16 protein-coding genes are annotated in these 17,575 nt (G+C 73.7%); 7 read left to right on the top strand and 9 right to left on the bottom strand.

Annotated features, from left to right (window positions below):
- Positions 1–4: 4 nt before the first annotated feature.
- The 3 genes from JOE63_RS07455 to JOE63_RS07445 are packed head-to-tail and all read right to left on the bottom strand — an operon-like array spanning position 5 to position 2,813.
- Positions 5–1,066 carry a GNAT family N-acetyltransferase gene (locus JOE63_RS07455; RefSeq protein WP_204540270.1) on the bottom strand — a complete coding sequence of 354 codons (1,062 nt, stop codon included), beginning with the start codon at positions 1,064–1,066 and terminating at the stop codon, positions 5–7.
- A complete protein-coding gene (locus JOE63_RS07450) occupies positions 1,063–1,680 on the bottom strand; it encodes a GNAT family acetyltransferase (protein ID WP_204540267.1) in 618 nt (205 codons plus the stop codon). Before JOE63_RS07450 ends, JOE63_RS07455 begins: the two co-directional genes overlap by 4 nt.
- An 8-nt stretch (positions 1,681–1,688) precedes the next feature.
- Positions 1,689–2,813 (bottom strand): GuaB3 family IMP dehydrogenase-related protein, encoded by a 1,125-nt coding sequence (locus JOE63_RS07445; protein WP_204540264.1) that lies wholly within the window; start codon positions 2,811–2,813, stop codon positions 1,689–1,691.
- A 146-nt stretch (positions 2,814–2,959) separates the two neighbouring features.
- Between JOE63_RS07445 and JOE63_RS07440 the strand changes: the two genes are divergently transcribed.
- Positions 2,960–3,661 carry an exonuclease domain-containing protein gene (locus JOE63_RS07440; RefSeq protein ID WP_204540261.1) on the top strand — a complete coding sequence of 234 codons (702 nt, stop codon included), beginning with the start codon at positions 2,960–2,962 and terminating at the stop codon, positions 3,659–3,661.
- A 149-nt stretch (positions 3,662–3,810) separates the two neighbouring features.
- A complete protein-coding gene (locus JOE63_RS07435) occupies positions 3,811–5,346 on the top strand; it encodes a helix-turn-helix domain-containing protein (protein WP_087471351.1) in 1,536 nt (511 codons plus the stop codon).
- A 55-nt stretch (positions 5,347–5,401) separates the two neighbouring features.
- Here JOE63_RS07435 and JOE63_RS07430 read toward each other — a convergent pair whose 3' ends face one another.
- Positions 5,402–6,040, bottom strand: a complete 639-nt coding sequence (locus JOE63_RS07430) for a Rid family hydrolase (protein ID WP_087471350.1) — start codon at positions 6,038–6,040, stop codon at positions 5,402–5,404.
- Between the two features lie 359 nt (positions 6,041–6,399).
- On the opposite strand from JOE63_RS07430, the gene JOE63_RS07425 reads away from it, so the two are divergent.
- Positions 6,400–8,013: a flavin monoamine oxidase family protein gene (locus JOE63_RS07425; RefSeq protein WP_204540258.1), complete on the top strand. Its 1,614-nt coding sequence runs from the start codon at positions 6,400–6,402 to the stop codon at positions 8,011–8,013.
- Positions 8,014–8,103: 90 nt separating this feature from the next.
- On the opposite strand, the gene guaB is transcribed toward JOE63_RS07425, so the two are convergent.
- Both guaB and JOE63_RS07415 read right to left on the bottom strand, forming a co-directional pair.
- The gene (gene guaB / locus JOE63_RS07420) at positions 8,104–9,633 is read right to left on the bottom strand and encodes an IMP dehydrogenase (protein WP_087471348.1); all 1,530 of its coding nucleotides are present in this window, start codon (positions 9,631–9,633) and stop codon (positions 8,104–8,106) included.
- Between the two features lie 82 nt (positions 9,634–9,715).
- Positions 9,716–10,849: a MerR family transcriptional regulator gene (locus JOE63_RS07415; RefSeq protein ID WP_087471347.1), complete on the bottom strand. Its 1,134-nt coding sequence runs from the start codon at positions 10,847–10,849 to the stop codon at positions 9,716–9,718.
- Positions 10,850–11,116: 267 nt separating this feature from the next.
- Here JOE63_RS07415 and JOE63_RS07410 point away from each other — a divergent pair, with 267 nt between their 5' ends.
- Complete coding sequence (locus tag JOE63_RS07410; protein WP_204540255.1) at positions 11,117–11,407, top strand: WhiB family transcriptional regulator; 291 nt, start codon at positions 11,117–11,119, stop codon at positions 11,405–11,407.
- 173 nt (positions 11,408–11,580) lie between these two features.
- Here the strand turns inward: JOE63_RS07410 and groES are convergent, their stop codons facing one another.
- A complete protein-coding gene (gene groES, locus JOE63_RS07405; protein ID WP_047233053.1) occupies positions 11,581–11,877 on the bottom strand; it encodes a co-chaperone GroES in 297 nt (98 codons plus the stop codon).
- Between the two features lie 240 nt (positions 11,878–12,117).
- Here groES and JOE63_RS07400 point away from each other — a divergent pair, with 240 nt between their 5' ends.
- On the top strand, positions 12,118–13,407 hold the full coding sequence (locus JOE63_RS07400) for a class I SAM-dependent methyltransferase (protein WP_087471346.1): 1,290 nt from the start codon (positions 12,118–12,120) through the stop codon (positions 13,405–13,407).
- Positions 13,408–13,412: 5 nt separating this feature from the next.
- Positions 13,413–14,561 (top strand): glutamate--cysteine ligase, encoded by a 1,149-nt coding sequence (locus tag JOE63_RS07395; RefSeq protein ID WP_087472823.1) that lies wholly within the window; start codon positions 13,413–13,415, stop codon positions 14,559–14,561.
- Between the two features lie 17 nt (positions 14,562–14,578).
- On the opposite strand, the gene JOE63_RS07390 is transcribed toward JOE63_RS07395, so the two are convergent.
- Both JOE63_RS07390 and tsaD read right to left on the bottom strand, forming a co-directional pair.
- Positions 14,579–15,700: a hypothetical protein gene (locus JOE63_RS07390; protein WP_204540252.1), complete on the bottom strand. Its 1,122-nt coding sequence runs from the start codon at positions 15,698–15,700 to the stop codon at positions 14,579–14,581.
- A complete protein-coding gene (gene tsaD, locus JOE63_RS07385; protein WP_244286068.1) occupies positions 15,697–16,746 on the bottom strand; it encodes a tRNA (adenosine(37)-N6)-threonylcarbamoyltransferase complex transferase subunit TsaD in 1,050 nt (349 codons plus the stop codon). Before tsaD ends, JOE63_RS07390 begins: the two co-directional genes overlap by 4 nt.
- Positions 16,747–16,875: 129 nt before the next feature.
- On the opposite strand from tsaD, the gene JOE63_RS07380 reads away from it, so the two are divergent.
- The gene (locus JOE63_RS07380; RefSeq protein ID WP_239576647.1) at positions 16,876–17,496 is read left to right on the top strand and encodes a malonic semialdehyde reductase; all 621 of its coding nucleotides are present in this window, start codon (positions 16,876–16,878) and stop codon (positions 17,494–17,496) included.
- Positions 17,497–17,575 lie beyond the last annotated feature (79 nt).

Raw genomic sequence — 17,575 nt, 5'->3', positions numbered from 1 at the left:
CAGGCTACGTCGTCGGACCGACAGTGCCCGAGACGGGGAGCTCCCACGTCGTGAGCACCGGGCGGAAGCCCTGGCGTGCCCAGAAGGGTGCCGAGAGCGGGTTGAGGACGCCGTGGTGCAGGAGCACGACCGCGTCCTCCCCGGCGCGTTCCCGCACGCGCGCGAGCGCCGCGTCGACGAGCGTCCCGCCGACCCGGGCGCCGCGCGCGGCGCCGGTCACGTGCAGCAGCACGAGGTAGGCGACCGGGCCGGTCGTGACCGTCCCGGCGACCGCACCCGACCGCTCCGGCGGCTCGACCGCGACGACGCCCAGCACCTCCTCGGCCCGGTCCCCGGTCCCGCCGACCTCCGTCGGTGGCGCCGTCGCGACGAGGAACGTCGTGGCCGGGTTCGCCACCGCGCCCGCCACCTGGGTCGCGAGGTGCTCCCGGGCTCCGGGCCGCACCCGGGCCGCGCCCACGAGCTCGTCGTACGCGAGCTCCGCGAGCTGGTGCGCGACGAGCGCCGGGACGTCGTCGGGCGTCGCGTCACGCACGACCAGGCCTGCCGGACCGTGTCCTGCCGCGCCGGGAGCCGTTCCACGGCGCGCGGCGAGGTGGACGGTCGGGCGCATGCCGTGCGCGGCGAGTGCCGCGACCGCCCCGACATCACGGCTCGGCCAGAGCAGCACCCTCCCGTGGTCGCGCGGCGCCGGCCCCACCTGGGGCACACCGTCGCCGTCGGGGGGCGTGCCCGGGTCGTTCGCGACGCGCTCGGACCACGCCGCGAGGAGCGCCGCCACCGCGCCCGGGACGTCGGGGCCCGCCGCCCGGGCGCGCAGCCGGTGCTCGCGGAGCGGGCGGAACAGCGCGGCCGAGGAGTCGGGGCCGACGTCACCGACCGTGACGAGGCCCGCGGCCCTCGACCCGTCGGGGAGCCGGACGGCGAGCAGACCCTGGTCGTCCGGGACGGCGCCCAGGTCGGGGATCGCGACGAGCGGGTCGAGCGCGCCGACCCGCGCGCGGTGCTCGGTCTCGAGCGCGGCCAGGTCGTCGGCGTCCGGAGCCCACGCCGCCGTCGTCGTCATCGCCCGGCGTCGCGCGCGTCCGGCGCTCCGAGCGGTCGGCCGAGCACGACGCACTCCTGGTCGGCGTAGCCGAGGCGTTCGTAGAAGCCGCGGACGGCGTCGTTGGTCGAGCGCACCATGAGGCGCACCGCCCGCGCGCCCTGCGCGGCGAGCCACGCCTCGGCCGCGACGACCGCGGCGCGCCCCGTGCCGTCGCCCCGCAGCCGTGGGTCGACGGCCACGTAGTAGAGCCAGCCGCGGTGCCCGTCGACGCCGGCCATCGCCGACGCGACCACCTCGCCCGCGCGGACCGTGACGACGGGCTCGCCGTCGTCGGACGCCGCTCCCCGGAGGTCGCGCGTCGCCCGGCCCACGAGCACCGTGGACGTCTCGCCCAGCCGCGCGTCCGCGAGGTCGCGGTACGGGTCGTTCCAGGGCCGGGTGAGGCCGCACGTGCGCCACAGCGCGACGACGCCCTCGACGTCGCCGTCCGAGGCCTCCTCGAAGACAACGTCCGAGTCCGCCCCGGCACGGCCGCGGTCAGGCACCTCGTCCGACACCTCGTCGGGCGCTGAGCCGGGCACGCCGTCGCCCGCACGGGTCAGCCGGGGCCCGTCCGCGACCCGTCCCGTCATGACGCGGCTCAGCGGGGCTGGTACGGCGAGACGACGACCTCGACGCGCTGGAACTCCTTGAGGTCGGAGTACCCCGTCGTCGCCATCGCCCGCCGCAGCGCGCCGACGAGGTTGAGCGTGCCGTCCGCCTGACGGCCCGGGCCGAACAGGATCTCCTCGAGCGTGCCGGCGGTGCCGACGCGCACGCGCTCGCCGCGCGGGAGCTGCGCGTGGTGCGCCTCCGAGCCCCAGTGCCAGCCCTTGCCGGGCGCCTCCTCGGCGCGCGCGAGCGCCGCGCCGATCATCACGGCGTCCGCGCCGCACGCGACGGCCTTGACGAGGTCGCCCGAGCGGCCGACGCCGCCGTCGGCGATGACGTGCACGTAGCGACCGCCCGACTCGTCGAGGTAGTCGCGGCGCGCGGCCGCGACGTCCGCCACCGCCGTCGCCATGGGCGAGTGGATGCCGAGCGAGACGCGCGTGGTGTGCGCCGCGCCACCCCCGAACCCGACGAGCACGCCCGCCGCGCCCGTGCGCATGAGGTGCAGCGCCGCGGTGTACGTGGACGCGCCGCCGACGACGACCGGCACGTCGAGCTCGTAGATGAACCGCTTGAGGTTCAGCGGCTCCGCGACGCCCGAGACGTGCTCGGCCGAGACGGTCGTGCCGCGGATGACGAAGAGGTCGACGCCCGCGTCGACGACGGTCTGGTAGTGCTCCTGGGTGCGCTGCGGCGACAGCGCGCCGGCGACCGTGACGCCCGCGGCGCGGATCTCCTTGAGGCGCTGCGTGATGAGGTCCGACTTGATGGGCTCGGCGTAGATCTCCTGCATGCGCCGCGTCGCCTCGAGCGGCTCGAGCGTCGCGATCTCCTCCAGGAGGGCCGTCGGGTCGTCGTAGCGCGTCCACAGGCCCTCGAGGTCGAGCACGCCGAGACCGCCGTGGTTGCCGAGCGCGACGGCGGTCGCGGGGCTCATCACGGAGTCCATGGGCGCCGCGAGGATGGGCAGCTCGAAGTGGTACGCGTCGATCTGCCAGCCGACCGACACCTCCTTGGGGTCGCGCGTGCGCCGGGAGGGCACGACCGCGACGTCGTCGAAGGAGAACGCGCGCCGACCGCGCTTGCCACGTCCGATCTCGATCTCGTTGCTCACCGGGCCAGCCTACCGGCGGCCTGTGCCGGTCACCTGCACGGCGACCCGTGTGGGTGGGCGCTGGCAGGGTGACGCTCGTCGCCGGGACGTCCGGCGGCACCGGGCGCGACGAGCGCCGGGACCCGAGCGAGACCCCGAGGTGGACCATGACGACGACGCCCTGGACGGCGGGACCGCTCCTCGGTCTCGACACCGAGACCACGGGCGTCGACGTGGACGTCGACCGCATCGTCACCGCGGCGCTCGTGCTCCGCGAGCCCGGGTCGACGCACGTGCGGACGTGGCTCCTCGACCCGGGCGTCGAGATCCCCGCCGAGGCGACGGCGATCCACGGCGTCACGACGGCGCACGCGTCCGCCCACGGCGCCGCGCCGGCCGAGGCGCTGGAGGAGATCGCGGCGCTCGTCGTCGACGCGCAGCGCGACGGTGTCCCGCTCGTCGCGTACAACGCCGCGTTCGACCTGTCCCTCCTCGACGCGGAGCTCGTCCGCCACGGCCTGCCGACGCTGGCCGCCCGGCTCGGGCGGCCCGTCCGCCCGGTGCTGGACCCGCTCGTCCTGGACCGCGCGTGGGACCCGGCGCGCGAGGGCAAGCGCCGGCTCGTCGACCTCTGCGCGCGCTACGAGGTGCTCGACGTCGGCCCGCTGCACACCGCGGACGCCGACGTCCTCGCCACCCTCGACCTCCTCGACGCCCTCGCGCGCGCGTTCCCGGACCTCGGCGCCCTCGGCCCCGACGCCCTCCACGACCTGCAGGTCGCGGCGCACCGACGCTGGGTCGACGCGCTGGACCCCGAGCGTGAGCCGCCCTACGTCGGGGCCGGCGCGGACGGCCGGTGGCCCTCGTAGCGGATGAGCCCGGCAACGAGGCCACGCTCCCGCCCCGGATGCCACCTATCTCACGACACGGATGGAGGTCCTGTGATGAACCCGTGATCCCGCCACGACCGCGCCGCGTCGTCGCGTGAATATCTCATCCATGAGTTATCGTCGCTCGCATGACAGCGATCGACGACGCCCCTCTCACGCAGGTCGGCACGCTCATCCGCGGTGCCCGCCAGAACCGGGGCCTCACGCAGACCCAGCTCGCCGAGCGGCTCGGCACGAGCCAGAGCGCCGTGCACCGCATCGAGCAGGGCGCCCAGAACCTCAGTCTCGAGATGCTCAACCGCATCAGCCTCGCGCTCGACTCCGAGATCATCAGCCTCGGCGGGCCCAAGCACGCGCACCTGCGCGTCCAGGGCGGCCACACGCTGTCCGGGCGCATCGAGGTCAACTCCTCCAAGAACGGCGCGGTCGCGCTCCTGTGCGCGTCGCTGCTCAACCGGGGCCGCACCACGCTGCGCGGCGTCGCCCGCATCGTGGAGGTCGACCGCATCGTCGACGTGCTCCGCTCGATCGGCGTCCGGGCGACCTGGACGACCGGCGGGCGCGACCTCGAAATCGTCGTGCCGGACCGGCTCGACCTCGCCGCCATCGACGTCGACGCCGCGCGCCGCACGCGCTCGATCATCATGTTCCTCGGCCCGCTGCTCGGGCTCCGAGACACGTTCGAGCTCCCGTACGCCGGCGGCTGCGACCTCGGCACCCGCACCGTGGAGCCCCACATGATCGCCCTGCGGCCGTTCGGCCTCGCGGTCACCGCGACGGGCGGCAACTACCACGCGACGGTGGCCCCGGCGTCGGGCACGGACCTGTCGGTCGTGCTCACCGAGCGCGGCGACACCGTCACGGAGAACGCGCTCATGGCCGCGGCCCGCCGCGACGGCGTGACGACCATCCGCAACGCGAGCCCCAACTACATGGTCCAGGACCTGTGCTTCTACCTCGAGCTGCTCGGCGTCCGGGTGGAGGGGATCGGCACGACGACCCTGCGCGTGCACGGCCGCACCGACATCGACGTGGACGTGGAGTACGCGGTCTCGGAGGATCCGGTCGAGGCGATGAGCCTGCTCACCGCGGGCATCGTCACCGGCTCCGAGATCACGGTGGCCCGGGTCCCGATCGAGTTCATGGAGATCGAGCTCGCGACCCTGTCCGAGATGGGCCTGCGCTACACCCTGAGCGCCGAGTACCTGGCCCGCAACGGCCGGACGCGCCTCGTGGACGTCACGGTGCACCCGAGCGAGCTGCGCGCCCCGATCGACAAGATCCACCCCATGCCGTTCCCCGGGCTCAACATCGACAACCTGCCGTTCTTCGCCGTCATCGCGGCGAACGCGCACGGCACGACGCTCATCCACGACTGGGTCTACGAGGGCCGGGCCATCCACCTCACCGACCTCACGCGCCTCGGGGCGGACGTACGGCTCCTCGACGCGCACCGCCTGCAGGTCACCGGCCCGACGCGGTGGTCCGGCGCCGAGGTGAGCTGCCCGCCGGCGCTGCGCCCCGCCGTCGTCATCCTCCTCGCGATGCTCGCGGCGAAGGGCACGTCCGTCCTGCGCGGCGTGGACATCATCGCGCGCGGCTACGAGGGCCTGACGGAACGCCTGCGCGAGCTCGGCGCCAACATCGAGACCTTCCGCGACTGAGTCCGACGAGCGACGCGACGGGCCGGCACCCTCCGGGGCGCCGGCCCGTCGTGCGTCACTTCGGGTAGACCGCGTCGACCTCCACCTCGACGAGCCAACCGTTCACGGGAAGGTTCTCGATCTCGAGCGCGAACCGTGACGGCCGGGCGGCGTTGACGACCATCGGAGCAGTCGTCGCGGAGCCGAGCTGGACGTCGATCGGCTTCCCGGTCGCGAGGTTCGTGTTGGCGAAGAACTGGCGGTAGGCGCGGTTCCATCCCGCGAAGTCCATCTTCTCCTGGCCCGCGGGGTTCTGGAGGAAGACGCGCATGGACACGACGTCGTCGTAGGACAGCCCCGCCCGCTCGAGGTTCTCGCCGATCCGCATGAGGACGTTGATCCCCTGCGCCTCGGTGATCGTCACGCCCGCCGGCAGCACCCCGCCGGGGAACACGTCGGTGGGGATGTAGCGCTCCTCGGCGCCCGCTCCCGGCGCCGTGTTCAGCGCGGAGGGCCCGAGGCCCGACGACTTGTACCAGGCCACGTTCTTGCCGAACGCGACGCCGTCGGCGATCGACGGGGTGTCTCCGGTCACGAACGAGAAGGACTCGGTGGGCTTCGGCTCGAAGAGCTTCCCTGCGGCGACGGCGGTCCCGGGGACGGCCACGGCGGCGGTGACGGCGACGGCGACGGCGACCTTGGTGCGGTTCTTCATGCGTGCCTCCAGGCGGGGGACGGCGGGCGCCACCGTGACGCCCGCTCCGGCGGGCCACGACGGTCGCCGGAGCCGCGACCGTAGACGCGCACCGTTTCCGGGCCGTGTCGGTCACGTGTCCGCTCGTCACAGCCCTGTCGGGCGCCCGCTCCCCGTGCGCGCGGGCCCCGTCGCTCCCGACCGACGCTCACGACACGAGACGTTTACGAGATCCGCCGTCCGTTGACGGCCACGAAACGTGCCGGACCCGCGTTCGCGACGACGCCTCCCTAGCGTCAGCCGCGGTGCTGACGGCGGCACCCGGCATCGTGGGCCGGGCAGTCCGCCCGTCAGGCCGTGGACGAGAGGGCTCCAGCCACATGGTCACTGACGAGAAGACGTCGGGCGTCTCGCGCCGCAACTTCCTCCAGGCCGTCGGGGTCGGATCCAGCGCCGGCGTGATGTTCGCGACGATGGGCGCGGTCGGCCTCGCGCCGACGGCCGCCGCCCAGCCGCGGAACGAGTCCTGGACTCCCCCGCGGGGCAGCGATTTCAGCCTGACGGGCCGCTCCGCCAAGAAGGTCGTCGTCGTAGGCGGCGGGCCTGCCGGCCTCGCCTCGGCGTACGAGCTGCAGAAGGCGGGGTACCGGGTGACCGTGCTCGAGGCGCGGCACCGGCCGGGCGGACGGACGCTGACCATACGTGGGGGCGACTCCGAGACGGACGTCAACGGCGTCACCCAGAAGGCCCGGTTCTCCGACGGCGTGTACATGAACGCGGGCGCGGGTCGCATCGCCCAGTGGATGGTCACCATGGACTACCTGCGCGAGCTGGGCGTCCCCTACGAGGTGTTCACCAACGCGAACGCGGACGCCTACCTCTACAACGAGCGATCAGGCGCCACCCCCGGCGACCCCGTCCGGTACCGCACGGCCAAGGCGGACGTGTTCGGCTACACGTCGGAGCTGCTGAGCTACGCGGCCGACCAGGGCGCCCTCGACCAGAAGCTCACGGCCGCGGACAAGGAGAACCTGCGCGCGTTCCTCCGCTCCTGGGGGTCGCTGCAGTCCGACGGCAGCTACCGCGGCGGCGACAACCGCGGCTACTCCGTCTACCCGTCCGCCTGGAACGAGCACGGCACGCCGCTCCCCGGCCCCGGGACGGTCTCGGAGGTGCTCGCGTCGAAGGTCGGGCAGTACTTCCCGTTCGAGATCAACTGGGAGCAGTCGATGCTCATGTTCCAGCCGAAGGGCGGCATGGACACGACCTACGACTACTTCGTCCGCGCCATCGGCAAGCAGAACGTCCAGCTCAGCTCGCCGGTCACGGGCGTGCACAACACGACCGACGGGGTCAGGGTCACCTACACGGCACCGAACGGCAAGAGCCGCCAGATCGACGCGGACTTCGCGATCGTCGCGGCACCGGCGGGGCTCATGCGCCGCTGGGACACCAACTGGGGCGCCGACATCGATGCCGCACTCGGCGAGTTCGCCGTCGGGTCGCCGGCGGGCAAGATCGGGCTCGAGTACCGCTCGCGGTTCTGGGAGGACGACCACCGGATCTACGGCGGCATCACGGAGACCGACATGGACCTCGCCCACGTCTGGTACCCCTCGTACGGCTACGGCGAGCGCCGGGGCCTCGTCGTCGGCTACTACAACACCGGCGCCAACGCGCGCTCCTACGCCGACATGACGCCGCGGCAGCGCGAGATGCGCGCCGTCGAGCAGGGCGTGAAGATCCACGGCGAGAAGTACCGGACCGAGCTGGAGAGCTCGTTCTCCATCGCGTGGCACAAGGTGCCCTACATCGAGGGCGCGTGGGCCTACCCCAACACGCAGTCGTCGCGCTTCAAGCAGCTGCAGCAGGGGGCCGGGAACGTGTACTTCGCGGGCGACTGGATGTCCGAGATCTCGGCGTGGCAGCACGGCGCGTTCTGGGCCGCCCGGTACGCGGTGCAGGCACTGCACGCCCGCGTCATGGCGTCCTGACACCGGCGGGGAGGACGGCCTGACGACGACGGCCCGGCCTCCGTCCCCTGACGAGGGGGCGGAGGCCGGGCCGTCGCGGGCCGCGGGTGGTCAGAAGCCGGTGTAGTTGGGCGCCTCGACGGTCATCTGGACGTCGTGCGGGTGGCTCTCCTTGAGCGACGCCGACGTGATGCGGATGAAGCGGCCCTTCTCCTGGAGCTCCGGGACGGTGCGCGCGCCGACGTAGAACATCGTCTGGTGCAGGCCGCCGACGAGCTGGTGCGCAACCGTGCCGAGCGACCCCTTGTACGGGACCTGGCCCTCGACGCCCTCGGGGACGATCATGTCGTCGCTCGTGACCTCGGCCTGGAAGTAGCGGTCCTTCGAGTACGACTTCTTGCCGCGCGAGGACATCGCGCCCATGGAGCCCATGCCCCGGTACGCCTTGTACTGCTTGCCGTTCACGAGGATCGTCTCGCCGGGCGACTCCTCGGTGCCCGCGAGCATCGAGCCGAGCATCACGGACTCCGCGCCCGCGACGATGGCCTTGCCGATCTCGCCCGAGTGGCGCATGCCGCCGTCGGCGATGACGGGCACGCCCGCCGGGCGCGCGGCGAGCGACGCCTCGTAGACCGCCGTCACCTGCGGGACGCCCACGCCGGTGACGATGCGCGTCGTGCAGATCGAGCCCGGGCCGACGCCGACCTTGACCGCGTCCGCGCCCGCGTCGACGAACGCCTGGGCGCCCTCGCGCGTCGCGACGTTGCCGCCGATGACCTGCACGTCCCGCGTCGCCGGGTCGGACTTCAGGCGCGCGACCATCTCGATGAGCATGCGCACGTTGCCGTGGGCCGTGTCGGCGACGAGCACGTCCACGCCCGCGTCGATGAGCGTCGTGGCGCGCTGCCACGCGTCGCCGAAGTAGCCGATCGCGGCCCCCACGAGCAGGCGGCCCTGGCCGTCCTTGGACGCCTGCGGGAACTGCTCGGACTTCACGAAGTCCTTGACGGTGATGAGGCCCGAGAGACGGCCGTCGGCGTCGACGAGCGGGAGGCGCTCGAGCTTGTGCTTGCGCAGGAGGGCCGTCGCCTCCTCGCGCGAGATGCCGGCCGGGCCCGTGATGAGCGGCTGCGGCGTCATGACCTCGTCGACCTTGGTCGTCGCCCACTCGGCGACGGGCGTGAAGCGCAGGTCGCGGTTGGTGACCATGCCGATGAGGCGGCGCTCGGCGTCGACCACGGGGAAGCCCGAGATGCGGTACTCGCCGGCCGTCTTGTCGAGCTCCTCGAGCGTCGCGTCCGGGCCGATGGTCACCGGGTTGTCGATGATGCCCGTCTGCGTGCGCTTCACCAGGTCCACCTGGAGCGCCTGGTCCTCGATGGACAGGTTGCGGTGCAGGACGCCGATGCCGCCCTGGCGCGCCATCGCGATCGCCATGCGCGACTCGGTGACGGTGTCCATGGCCGCCGAGACGAGCGGGACGCGGATCGAGATCTCGCGCGTCAGGCGCGTCGTGGTGTCGATGTCCGACGGCGCCAGGTCCGAGTAGCCGGGCTGCAGCAGGACGTCGTCGTAGGTGAGACCCAGGAAACCGAAGGGGTCGCGGTCGGGAGCGGCGGCGGGGACGGGCGAGGCGGTCACACCAGGATTCTACGCCGCGGGGCCCTCCCGTATTCCCGGGCCGTCCGCGGACGTGGCCTCGCGCGGCGCCTCACCGGAGCCCTCAGCGGACGACCGCGAGGAGCTCGTGCAGGAGCCCGGGAAAGCTGCGCACGCGGTGCACCGTCGCGGCGAGCGGGAGGTCGCCGGCGGCCTCGTCGCTCGGCAGGCCGACGAAGAACGGCAGGCTCGGGTTGGCCTCGTGCGCGGCGTGGACGATCCCCAGGTCGGGGCGCGACTGGGTCGTCACCATGGCGACCGCGGACGGTCGCACCATCGTGACAATCTCGAGCGTGCGGTGGACGTTCGCCGGGCCGGTGACGATGCGGGCCATCGCGCCGTGCGACGCGAGCGACGCCGCGAGCGCGTGCGCGGCCAGCGGGAGCGGCTCGTCCGGCGCCGCGAAGACGAGGACGATCCGGCGCATCCGGCTCGGGTGGTTGCGGGGCGGGCCGCCGGCCGCGACGATCGCGTCCTCGCTCGCCTGCGTGTACTCGCGCAACGCACCGAGCGTCGCGTTGGCGAGGACGACCTCGGGGACCTCGCCCGGGCCCGCGAGCACGGTGCGCTCGGCGAGCCGCTCGAGGGCCGGCTCGACGAGGTCGGACCACCAGGCCGCGGGGTCGCCGCCCGTGGGGATCCGCAGGAGCCGGTCGCACGTGCGCTGGTCGTAGGCGATCGCGGCGTCGACGACGTCCGACACGCGGGTGGGGCGCGGAGCCTCCCGCACGCCGAGGGTGCGCGGCCCGGTCCCCCGCGCGGGCTCGCCGCCGGGCACCGCGCGCAGGAACGGGCGCGACGGCGGAGCGGGCTCGGGAGCCTCGTCGTCCGCGTCGAGGTCGTCGTCGAGGTCCGGGCCGCCCTCGGCACCGTGCTCGTCGAACGAGACGGCACCGCGGTGCGCGTCGAGCTCGTCGTCGTCGGCCGCCAGGGCCGCGCGGGCCGCGTCGGCGGGCGCGACGCCGTCGAGCGTGAGGCGTCGCATGACGACCAGGCGCGCGACGTCGTCGTCGGTGTAGCGCCGGTGGGAGCCTGCGCGGTGCTGCGAGGGCCCGAGGCCGTAGCGGCGGTCCCACGTCCGCAGGGTCGCGGGCGCGACGCCGAGCCGGCGCGCGACGGCGGCGACGGCGAGGCCGGGATTCGTGGACATGCTCGGTCGGGCTCCCTCGGGGTCGGGGGCGGACCGGACGGAGGTCATGGATCGATTCTGCCGACCGCGCCACCGTCCCGCCACCTCGTCCAGGTCACAGTCGTGCACCCTTCGCGCCAGGCTTGTGCAGGGTTTGTTCACCGTTCGCGCAAACGCGCCAGCAGGTCGTCATCGCGTCAGCCTAGACCTCGTGGCTGCATCGATTCGGCTTCCCTTCGGAGCATCCGCGCCCTCCCGAGCCGCCGTGACCTGCTGTTTCACCTTTCTCACACAGGGGACTTGAACAACTTCTGCAACGCTTGTAGGTTGTTCGCCATGGCTGAGATCTCGAGGCTCCCCGGGCCCGTCATGGAACTGTGGGAATGGCAGTACCAGGGTTCGTGCCGCGACGCGGACGACACGTTGTTCTTCCACCCCGAGGGGGAACGCGGCTCGACGCGACGACGTCGCGCGGAGGCCGCGAAGGCGATCTGCCACTCGTGCCCCGTCATGATGCAGTGCCGCGAGCAGTCGCTCCGCGTGCGCGAGCCGTACGCGGTGTGGGGCGGCCTGAGCGAGGACGAGCGCGCGGCGATCCTCGCCGGCGGCGCGCGCCGCACCGGCTGAGCGCCGGCAGCACGGCCAGCAGTACACCAGCAGACCTGCACGAGCTCCCGGTCCGACGTCGCACCGGGAGCTCGTGCGCACGACCCGTGGGAACGGTGGGGCGACCGGCCACGGAACGCAGCAGGGCCCGCGACCGGACGGTCGCGGGCCCTGCTGCTGGAACGGGGTCGGCGTCAGCCGACCACCACGGCGAGGATGTCGCGCGCGGACAGGACCAGGTAGTCCACGCCGCCGTACTTGACCTCGGTGCCGCCGTACTTGCTGTAGATGACCTTGTCGCCGACGGTCACGTCGAGCGGGACGCGGTTGCCGTTGTCGTCGACACGGCCCGGACCGACGGCCAGGACCTCGCCCTCCTGGGGCTTCTCCTTGGCGGTGTCCGGGATGACCAGGCCGGATGCGGTCGTGGTCTCGGCCTCGAGGGCCTTCACGACGATCCGGTCCTCGAGCGGCTTGATGGGGACCGACACGTCGGACCTCCCCTTTCGCTGTGAGAACTGCAACGGATGGGTCGAGCGCACCGGCTGGCCGTCGTCGCGGGTGCCGGACAGCCTGGTCGCACGTGGTGCCACCCCCGCGAGCGGTGGCGGCACGCCCTCAAATCTAGGTCGCCGTTAGCACTCGGTCAAGGCGAGTGCCAACGTCCGCCCCTCGGACGATCGACGTCCCGGCTGCGCGGGGTCCCCGCCGCCCGTGGAAGGATCGACGCCATGGACGCCGCCACGCTGACCAAGCTGCTCAGCCCCGAGGGCTGGGCGCTGCTCGGCGCGCTCCCCCCGTACGACGAGCAGCAGGCGCTCGTGCTCTCGGCGGGGCTGCGCGCGAAGGGCGTCGACCCCGACCTCGCCGCCGCGGCGCTCACGCAGTCGCGGCTGCGCGCGGCCGCCCGCGGCAAGCTCGGCGCGTTCGCCGACGGCATGCTCTTCACGCAGGCGGGGCTGGAGCAGGCGAGCCGGCTCGTCGTCGCGGGCCTGCACGCGCGGCGGTACCAGGACGCGGGGATCCGGCGCGTCGCCGACCTCACGAGCGGGATCGGTGTCGACGCCCTCGCGTTCGCCGCCGCGGAGCTCGAGGTCCTCGCGACCGACGTCGACGAGCTCACCGCGGCGATCGCGACCGTGAACCTGCGCCACTTCCCCGAGGCCGAGGTGCGCCACGGCGACGGGCTCGCGCTCGACCTCGAGGGCGAGCGGGTCGAGGGCGTGTACGCGGACCCCGCCCGACGGACGCGCGGCGGCAAGCGCGTGTTCGACCCGAAGGCGTACGCCCCGCCGCTCGACGCCGTGTGGGCGCTGCGCGAGCGCGTCCCCGCGGTCGGCATCAAGGTCGGCCCCGGGATCCCCCACGACGGCCTGCCCGCGGACGCCGAGACCGAGTGGGTCTCGGTCGACGGCGACGTCGTGGAGGCAGGCCTCTGGTTCGGCCCGCTCGCGCCCGAGGGGGCGGGCCGCTCCGCGCTCGTCCTCACGACGTGGACCGGCCCGGACGGGACCGAGCGCACCACGACGCGCCGGATCGCCCACCGCCCCGGCGAGCACGACGTCGTCCCCGACGTGGGCGGCGTCGGGCAGTACCTCTACGAGCCCGACGGCGCGGTCATCCGCGCGGGGCTCGTCGCCCACGCGGCGCGCGGGCTGGGCGGGCGGCTGCTCGACCGCACGATCGCGTACGTGACGACCGACGCCCCCGCACCGCTCGACGCGACCGGGCTCGCGGACGGCCTCGCACGCGGCTACCGCGTGCTCGACACGATGCCGTTCGGCCTCAAGCGGCTGCGCTCCTACCTGCGCGAGCGCGGCGTGGGACGCCTGACGATCAAGAAGCGCGGCACGGCCGTCACGCCCGAGCAGCTCCGCCGTCAGCTCGCCCTCACGGGCGACGCGACCGCCACGATCGTCCTGACCCGCGTGGGCGGATCCCAGCAGGTCCTCGTCGTCGAGCCGCTCGGCGCCCCCTCGACGGGCACCCCGCAGAGCGGTGCCCAGGAGGGTCCGCGGTGAGCGCCCTGCCGCGCCGCACCGCGATCCCGTTCGCGCGGTCGGAGCGCTCGACCGTCGGGCTGGAGTGGGAGCTCGCGCTCGTCGACGCCGACTCCGGCGACCTGCGCCAGGTCGCCCAGACGGTCCTCGACGCGGTGCGTCCGGAGGACGGGGGCACGCACCCGTCGATCAAGCAGGAGCTGCTGCTGAACACGGTCGAGGTCGTGAGCGGCGTGTGCCGCACCGTCGGGGAGGCGGGCCGCGACCTCGAGCGCTCGATCGACGAGCTGCGGGCGGTGACCGACCCGCTGCGCGTCGAGCTGATGAGCGCGGGCACGCACCCGTTCGCGCGCTGGGCGCAGCAGAAGGTCACCGACAAGCAGCGCTACAACACCCTCATCGACCGCACGCAGTGGTGGGGGCGGCAGATGCTCATCTACGGCGTGCACGTGCACGTCGGCATCGAGGACCGCGCCAAGGTGCTGCCGATCCAGCGCGCGATGCTCACGACGTTCGCGCACCTGCAGTCGCTCTCGGCCTCCTCGCCCTTCTGGGGCGGCAAGGACACCGGGTACGCGTCGAACCGCGCGCTCATGTTCCAGCAGCTCCCCACCGCCGGGCTGCCGTTCCAGTTCGCCACGTGGGAGGAGCTCGAGGGCTACGTCGCGGACATGCTCCACACGGGCGTCATCGACGCGTTCGACGAGGTCCGCTGGGACCTGCGCCCCGCACCGCAGTTCGGCACGCTCGAGACGCGCATCTGCGACGGCGTCACGAACATCTCCGAGCTGCTCGCGCTCGCCGCGCTCACGCACTGCCTCGTCGAGCACTTCTCGACGATGCTCGACGAGGGCCGCGAGCTCCCGAGCATCCCGCCGTGGTTCGCGCAGGAGAACAAGTGGCGCTCGGCGCGCTACGGCATGGACGCGATCATCATCCTCGACCGCGACGGCAACGAGGAGCTCGTGACCGACGCCGTCGGGCGCCTCCTCGTCGAGCTCGAGCCCGTCGCCGCGCGCCTCGGGTGCCTGGACGAGCTCGACGGCGTGCGCACGATCGTGCGCCGCGGGGCCTCCTACCAGCGCCAGCGCGCGGTCGCGCGCCGCAACGGCGGCGAGCTGGACGCCGTCGTGCGCTCGCTCGTCGCGGAGATGCGGGCGGGCCGCCCGCTCTGACGGTCCACCGGGGACGGTCAGTAGTCGCGCAGGACCACGCCGAGGTCGGTGGCCCGGTCGGCGAGCCACGTCGGCGACCAGTCGTCGGTGTCGCACGGCGACGACGTGCGGTCCGCCGCCGCCTCCGAGTACCCGCCCCACGCGAGCACGCGGCACGTCGCGTCGGTCTCGAGCGCGTGCGTCCACTCCTCGTCCTCCGCGAACCCCGAGTCGACGGCCGACTGGAGCAGGTCGAACTCGTGCCACCACTGGAGCATGTGCGACAGCTCGTGCGCGAGGAGCACCTGCTTGGTCGCCGGGTCGGAGTCCTCGCCCCACCACACGAACAGCACGGTCGGGTGGGCGGGCTGGAAGCAGCCCGCCGAGCCCGTCGCGTACGCGTCGTGCTCCGCGACGTGCTCCATGCCGCAGTTGAGCGTCGGGTCGTCGGTGAACACGACCTGCACGCCCGCGTTGGCCGGGTTGAGGGCGAGCAGCCAGGCCGTGGGGTCGGGGTGGTCGGGCAGGAAGGGCGTGGTCTGCGTCGCTCCCGGCACCGGGTCGGGCAACTGTTCGGCGTACTCGCCCGCCTTCCACGCGGCCTCCGTGCCGGCCGCCGACGCCGTCGCGTCGGGGCTCGGGTCCTCCCAGACCGTGGGGGGCGGCACCGCACCCTCCTGCTCGGTGGGCAGGACCGCGCCGTCGTCCCACGCCCCGCCGAGGGAGGTGACGAGGTACGCGACGACGGACACCACGAGCACGAGGACGAACATCACGACCCGCCCGGCACGACCCCGACGGCGGCGCGGCACCTCCCACGAGACGGTGGACGCCCCGTACGCGGGGGCGGTCGCCGCCGGCGCCCCGTAGGCCGGCAGTGCCGCGGGGGCTCCGGAGGACGCGGGAACGCCGTCGACCTGGCCGTACGGCGGGGCGGTCGTCGCACCCATGGTCCCGGAGGGCGGCATCCCGGCGGGCGCCGGGGCGGACCCGTACGCGGGCACGGCCACGAGGAGCGCCCGGTGCTGCGCCGTCCAGTACGCCGCGGCGTGCTCGGCCCGGGTGCGCTCGGGCCCGGGCGGCGTCGATGCTGCCGCTCTCGCCCAGGCGTGGGCGCGCCGCAGCGCCTCGTCGGGCGTGAGACCGGGCTCCGGGGTCACACGTGGGTCACGGTCAGCGGCATCGACGAGTCCACGCCGATGTCGAGGCTCGACGGCGCCACCCCGGCCCGCACGACGGCGGACCCGAGCGCGGCGATCATCGCGCCGTTGTCCGTGCAGTAGCGGATCGGCGGGATGCGCAGCTCGATCCCGGCCTCCGCGCAGCGCTTCGCGGCCATGTCGCGCAGCTGCGAGTTGGCGCTGAACCCGCCGCCGACGACGAGCGTCGACACCCCGTGCCGCTCGCACGCCGCGATGGTCTTGGCGGTGAGCACGTCGGCGACGGACTCCGCGAAGGAGGCCGCGACGTCGTGCACGGGGATCTCCTCCCCCGCGTCCTGCCGCGCCTCGACCCAGCGCGCGACGGCCGTCTTGAGGCCGGAGAACGAGAAGTCGTACGCGTGCTTCTCCTGGTCCTTGCGGGCGGTGAGACCGCGGGGGAAGCGGATCGCCGTCGGGTCGCCCTCGCGCGCGAGCCGGTCGATGTGCGGCCCGCCCGGGTACGGGAGGCCGAGCAGGCGCCCGACCTTGTCGAACGCCTCGCCCGCCGCGTCGTCGAGCGTCGAGCCGAGCTCGGTGACGGACGTCGCGACGTCGTCGACCAGGAGGAGCGAGCTGTGGCCGCCGGACACGACGAGCGCCATGACGCGCTCAGGGAACGGTCCGTGCACGAGCTCGTCGACGGCCGCGTGGCCGATGACGTGGTTGACGCCGTAGAGCGGCTTGCCGAGCGCGAGCGCGAGCGCCTTGGCGGCCGAGGCGCCGATCGTCAGCGGGCCGACGAGACCCGGACCGGCGGTGACGGCGATCGCGTCCACCTCGGACAGGTCGACGTCGGCCGTGCCGAGCGTCCGCTCGATCGTCGGGATCATGGCCTCGAGGTGGGCGCGCGACGCGACCTCGGGGATGATGCCGCCGTACCGCGCGTGCTCGTCCATCGAGCTCGCGACCGTGTCGACGAGCAGCTCGCGACCGCGGACCAGCGCGACGCCGGTCTCGTCGCAGGACGTCTCGATGCCGAGCACCAGGGGCTCGCCGGCGCTCACTGACGGCTCACTGACAGAGGGAAAGGCATGGCGTCCAGGGTAGTCGCGTGCGGGGCCTGGCCGTGCCGTGTCGCCCACGTCACACCGTCTGTCGGGAAGATGATTCAACGCTCAACCGTTGGTCCGGTCATGAGCACCGACACCCTGGCTCCCGCGAGCCTGCAGATCGACGAGACCACGGCCGACCGCCTCTTCCGCGAGGCGCGCACCACCGCGCAGTTCACCGACGCCGAGGTGACCGACGAGCAGCTCGCCGCGGTCTACGACCTCGTCAAGTGGGGCCCGACGGCCATGAACACCGTCCCGCTGCGCATCCTGGCCGTGCGCACGCCCGAGGCCCGCGAGCGCCTCGTCGCGCACATGAACGACGGCAACAAGGAGCGCGTCGCGAACGCGCCGCTGTCGCTCGTCGTCGCGTACGACCCCGCGTTCCACCAGCACCTCGACACGCTGTTCCCGCACGCACCCGGCGTCCGCGAGAACCTCGACGGTGTCCCCGAGGTCCGCGACGGCATGGCGCGCGACAACGCGCACATCCAGGCGGGCTACCTCGTCGTCGGCCTGCGCGCCGCCGGCCTCGCCGCAGGCCCGATGAACGGCATGGACCGCGCCGCGATCGACGCCGAGTTCTTCGCGGACAGCGGCTGGAGGTCCATGCTCGTCATCAACGTCGGCGTGGCCGACGGCGTCGGCACGCCCTACCCGCGCTCGCCGCGCCTCGCGCCCGAGCAGGCCATCACGACCGTCTGAGCCCCGCGACCCCGCGTCGCGACCGGACGTCCGCCGAGGCGGCGCCCCCACCCGGGGGCGCCGCCTCGCGGCGTCCGTA

It is taken from the genome of Cellulosimicrobium cellulans (assembly GCF_016907755.1).
Taxonomy (GTDB): domain Bacteria; phylum Actinomycetota; class Actinomycetes; order Actinomycetales; family Cellulomonadaceae; genus Cellulosimicrobium; species Cellulosimicrobium cellulans_D.
Note: the sequence above shows the minus strand (reverse complement) of the source record. Positions and strands in the feature narration are given on the sequence as shown.

Excerpts from the sequence above, each read along its gene's own strand:
- JOE63_RS07415 (WP_087471347.1), bottom strand. The coding sequence starts at position 10,849 with ATGACCTCCGTCCGGTCCGCCCCCGACCCCGAGGGAGCCCGACCGAGC.
- JOE63_RS07450 (WP_204540267.1), bottom strand. The coding sequence starts at position 1,680 with ATGACGGGACGGGTCGCGGACGGGCCCCGGCTGACCCGTGCGGGCGAC.
- JOE63_RS07425 (WP_204540258.1), top strand. The coding sequence starts at position 6,400 with ATGGTCACTGACGAGAAGACGTCGGGCGTCTCGCGCCGCAACTTCCTC.
- JOE63_RS07430 (WP_087471350.1), bottom strand. The coding sequence starts at position 6,040 with ATGAAGAACCGCACCAAGGTCGCCGTCGCCGTCGCCGTCACCGCCGCC.
- JOE63_RS07455 (WP_204540270.1), bottom strand. The coding sequence starts at position 1,066 with ATGACGACGACGGCGGCGTGGGCTCCGGACGCCGACGACCTGGCCGCG.
- JOE63_RS07380 (WP_239576647.1), top strand. The coding sequence starts at position 16,876 with ATGAGCACCGACACCCTGGCTCCCGCGAGCCTGCAGATCGACGAGACC.
- JOE63_RS07410 (WP_204540255.1), top strand. The coding sequence starts at position 11,117 with ATGGCTGAGATCTCGAGGCTCCCCGGGCCCGTCATGGAACTGTGGGAA.
- JOE63_RS07435 (WP_087471351.1), top strand. The coding sequence starts at position 3,811 with ATGACAGCGATCGACGACGCCCCTCTCACGCAGGTCGGCACGCTCATC.
- JOE63_RS07440 (WP_204540261.1), top strand. The coding sequence starts at position 2,960 with ATGACGACGACGCCCTGGACGGCGGGACCGCTCCTCGGTCTCGACACC.
- JOE63_RS07400 (WP_087471346.1), top strand. The coding sequence starts at position 12,118 with ATGGACGCCGCCACGCTGACCAAGCTGCTCAGCCCCGAGGGCTGGGCG.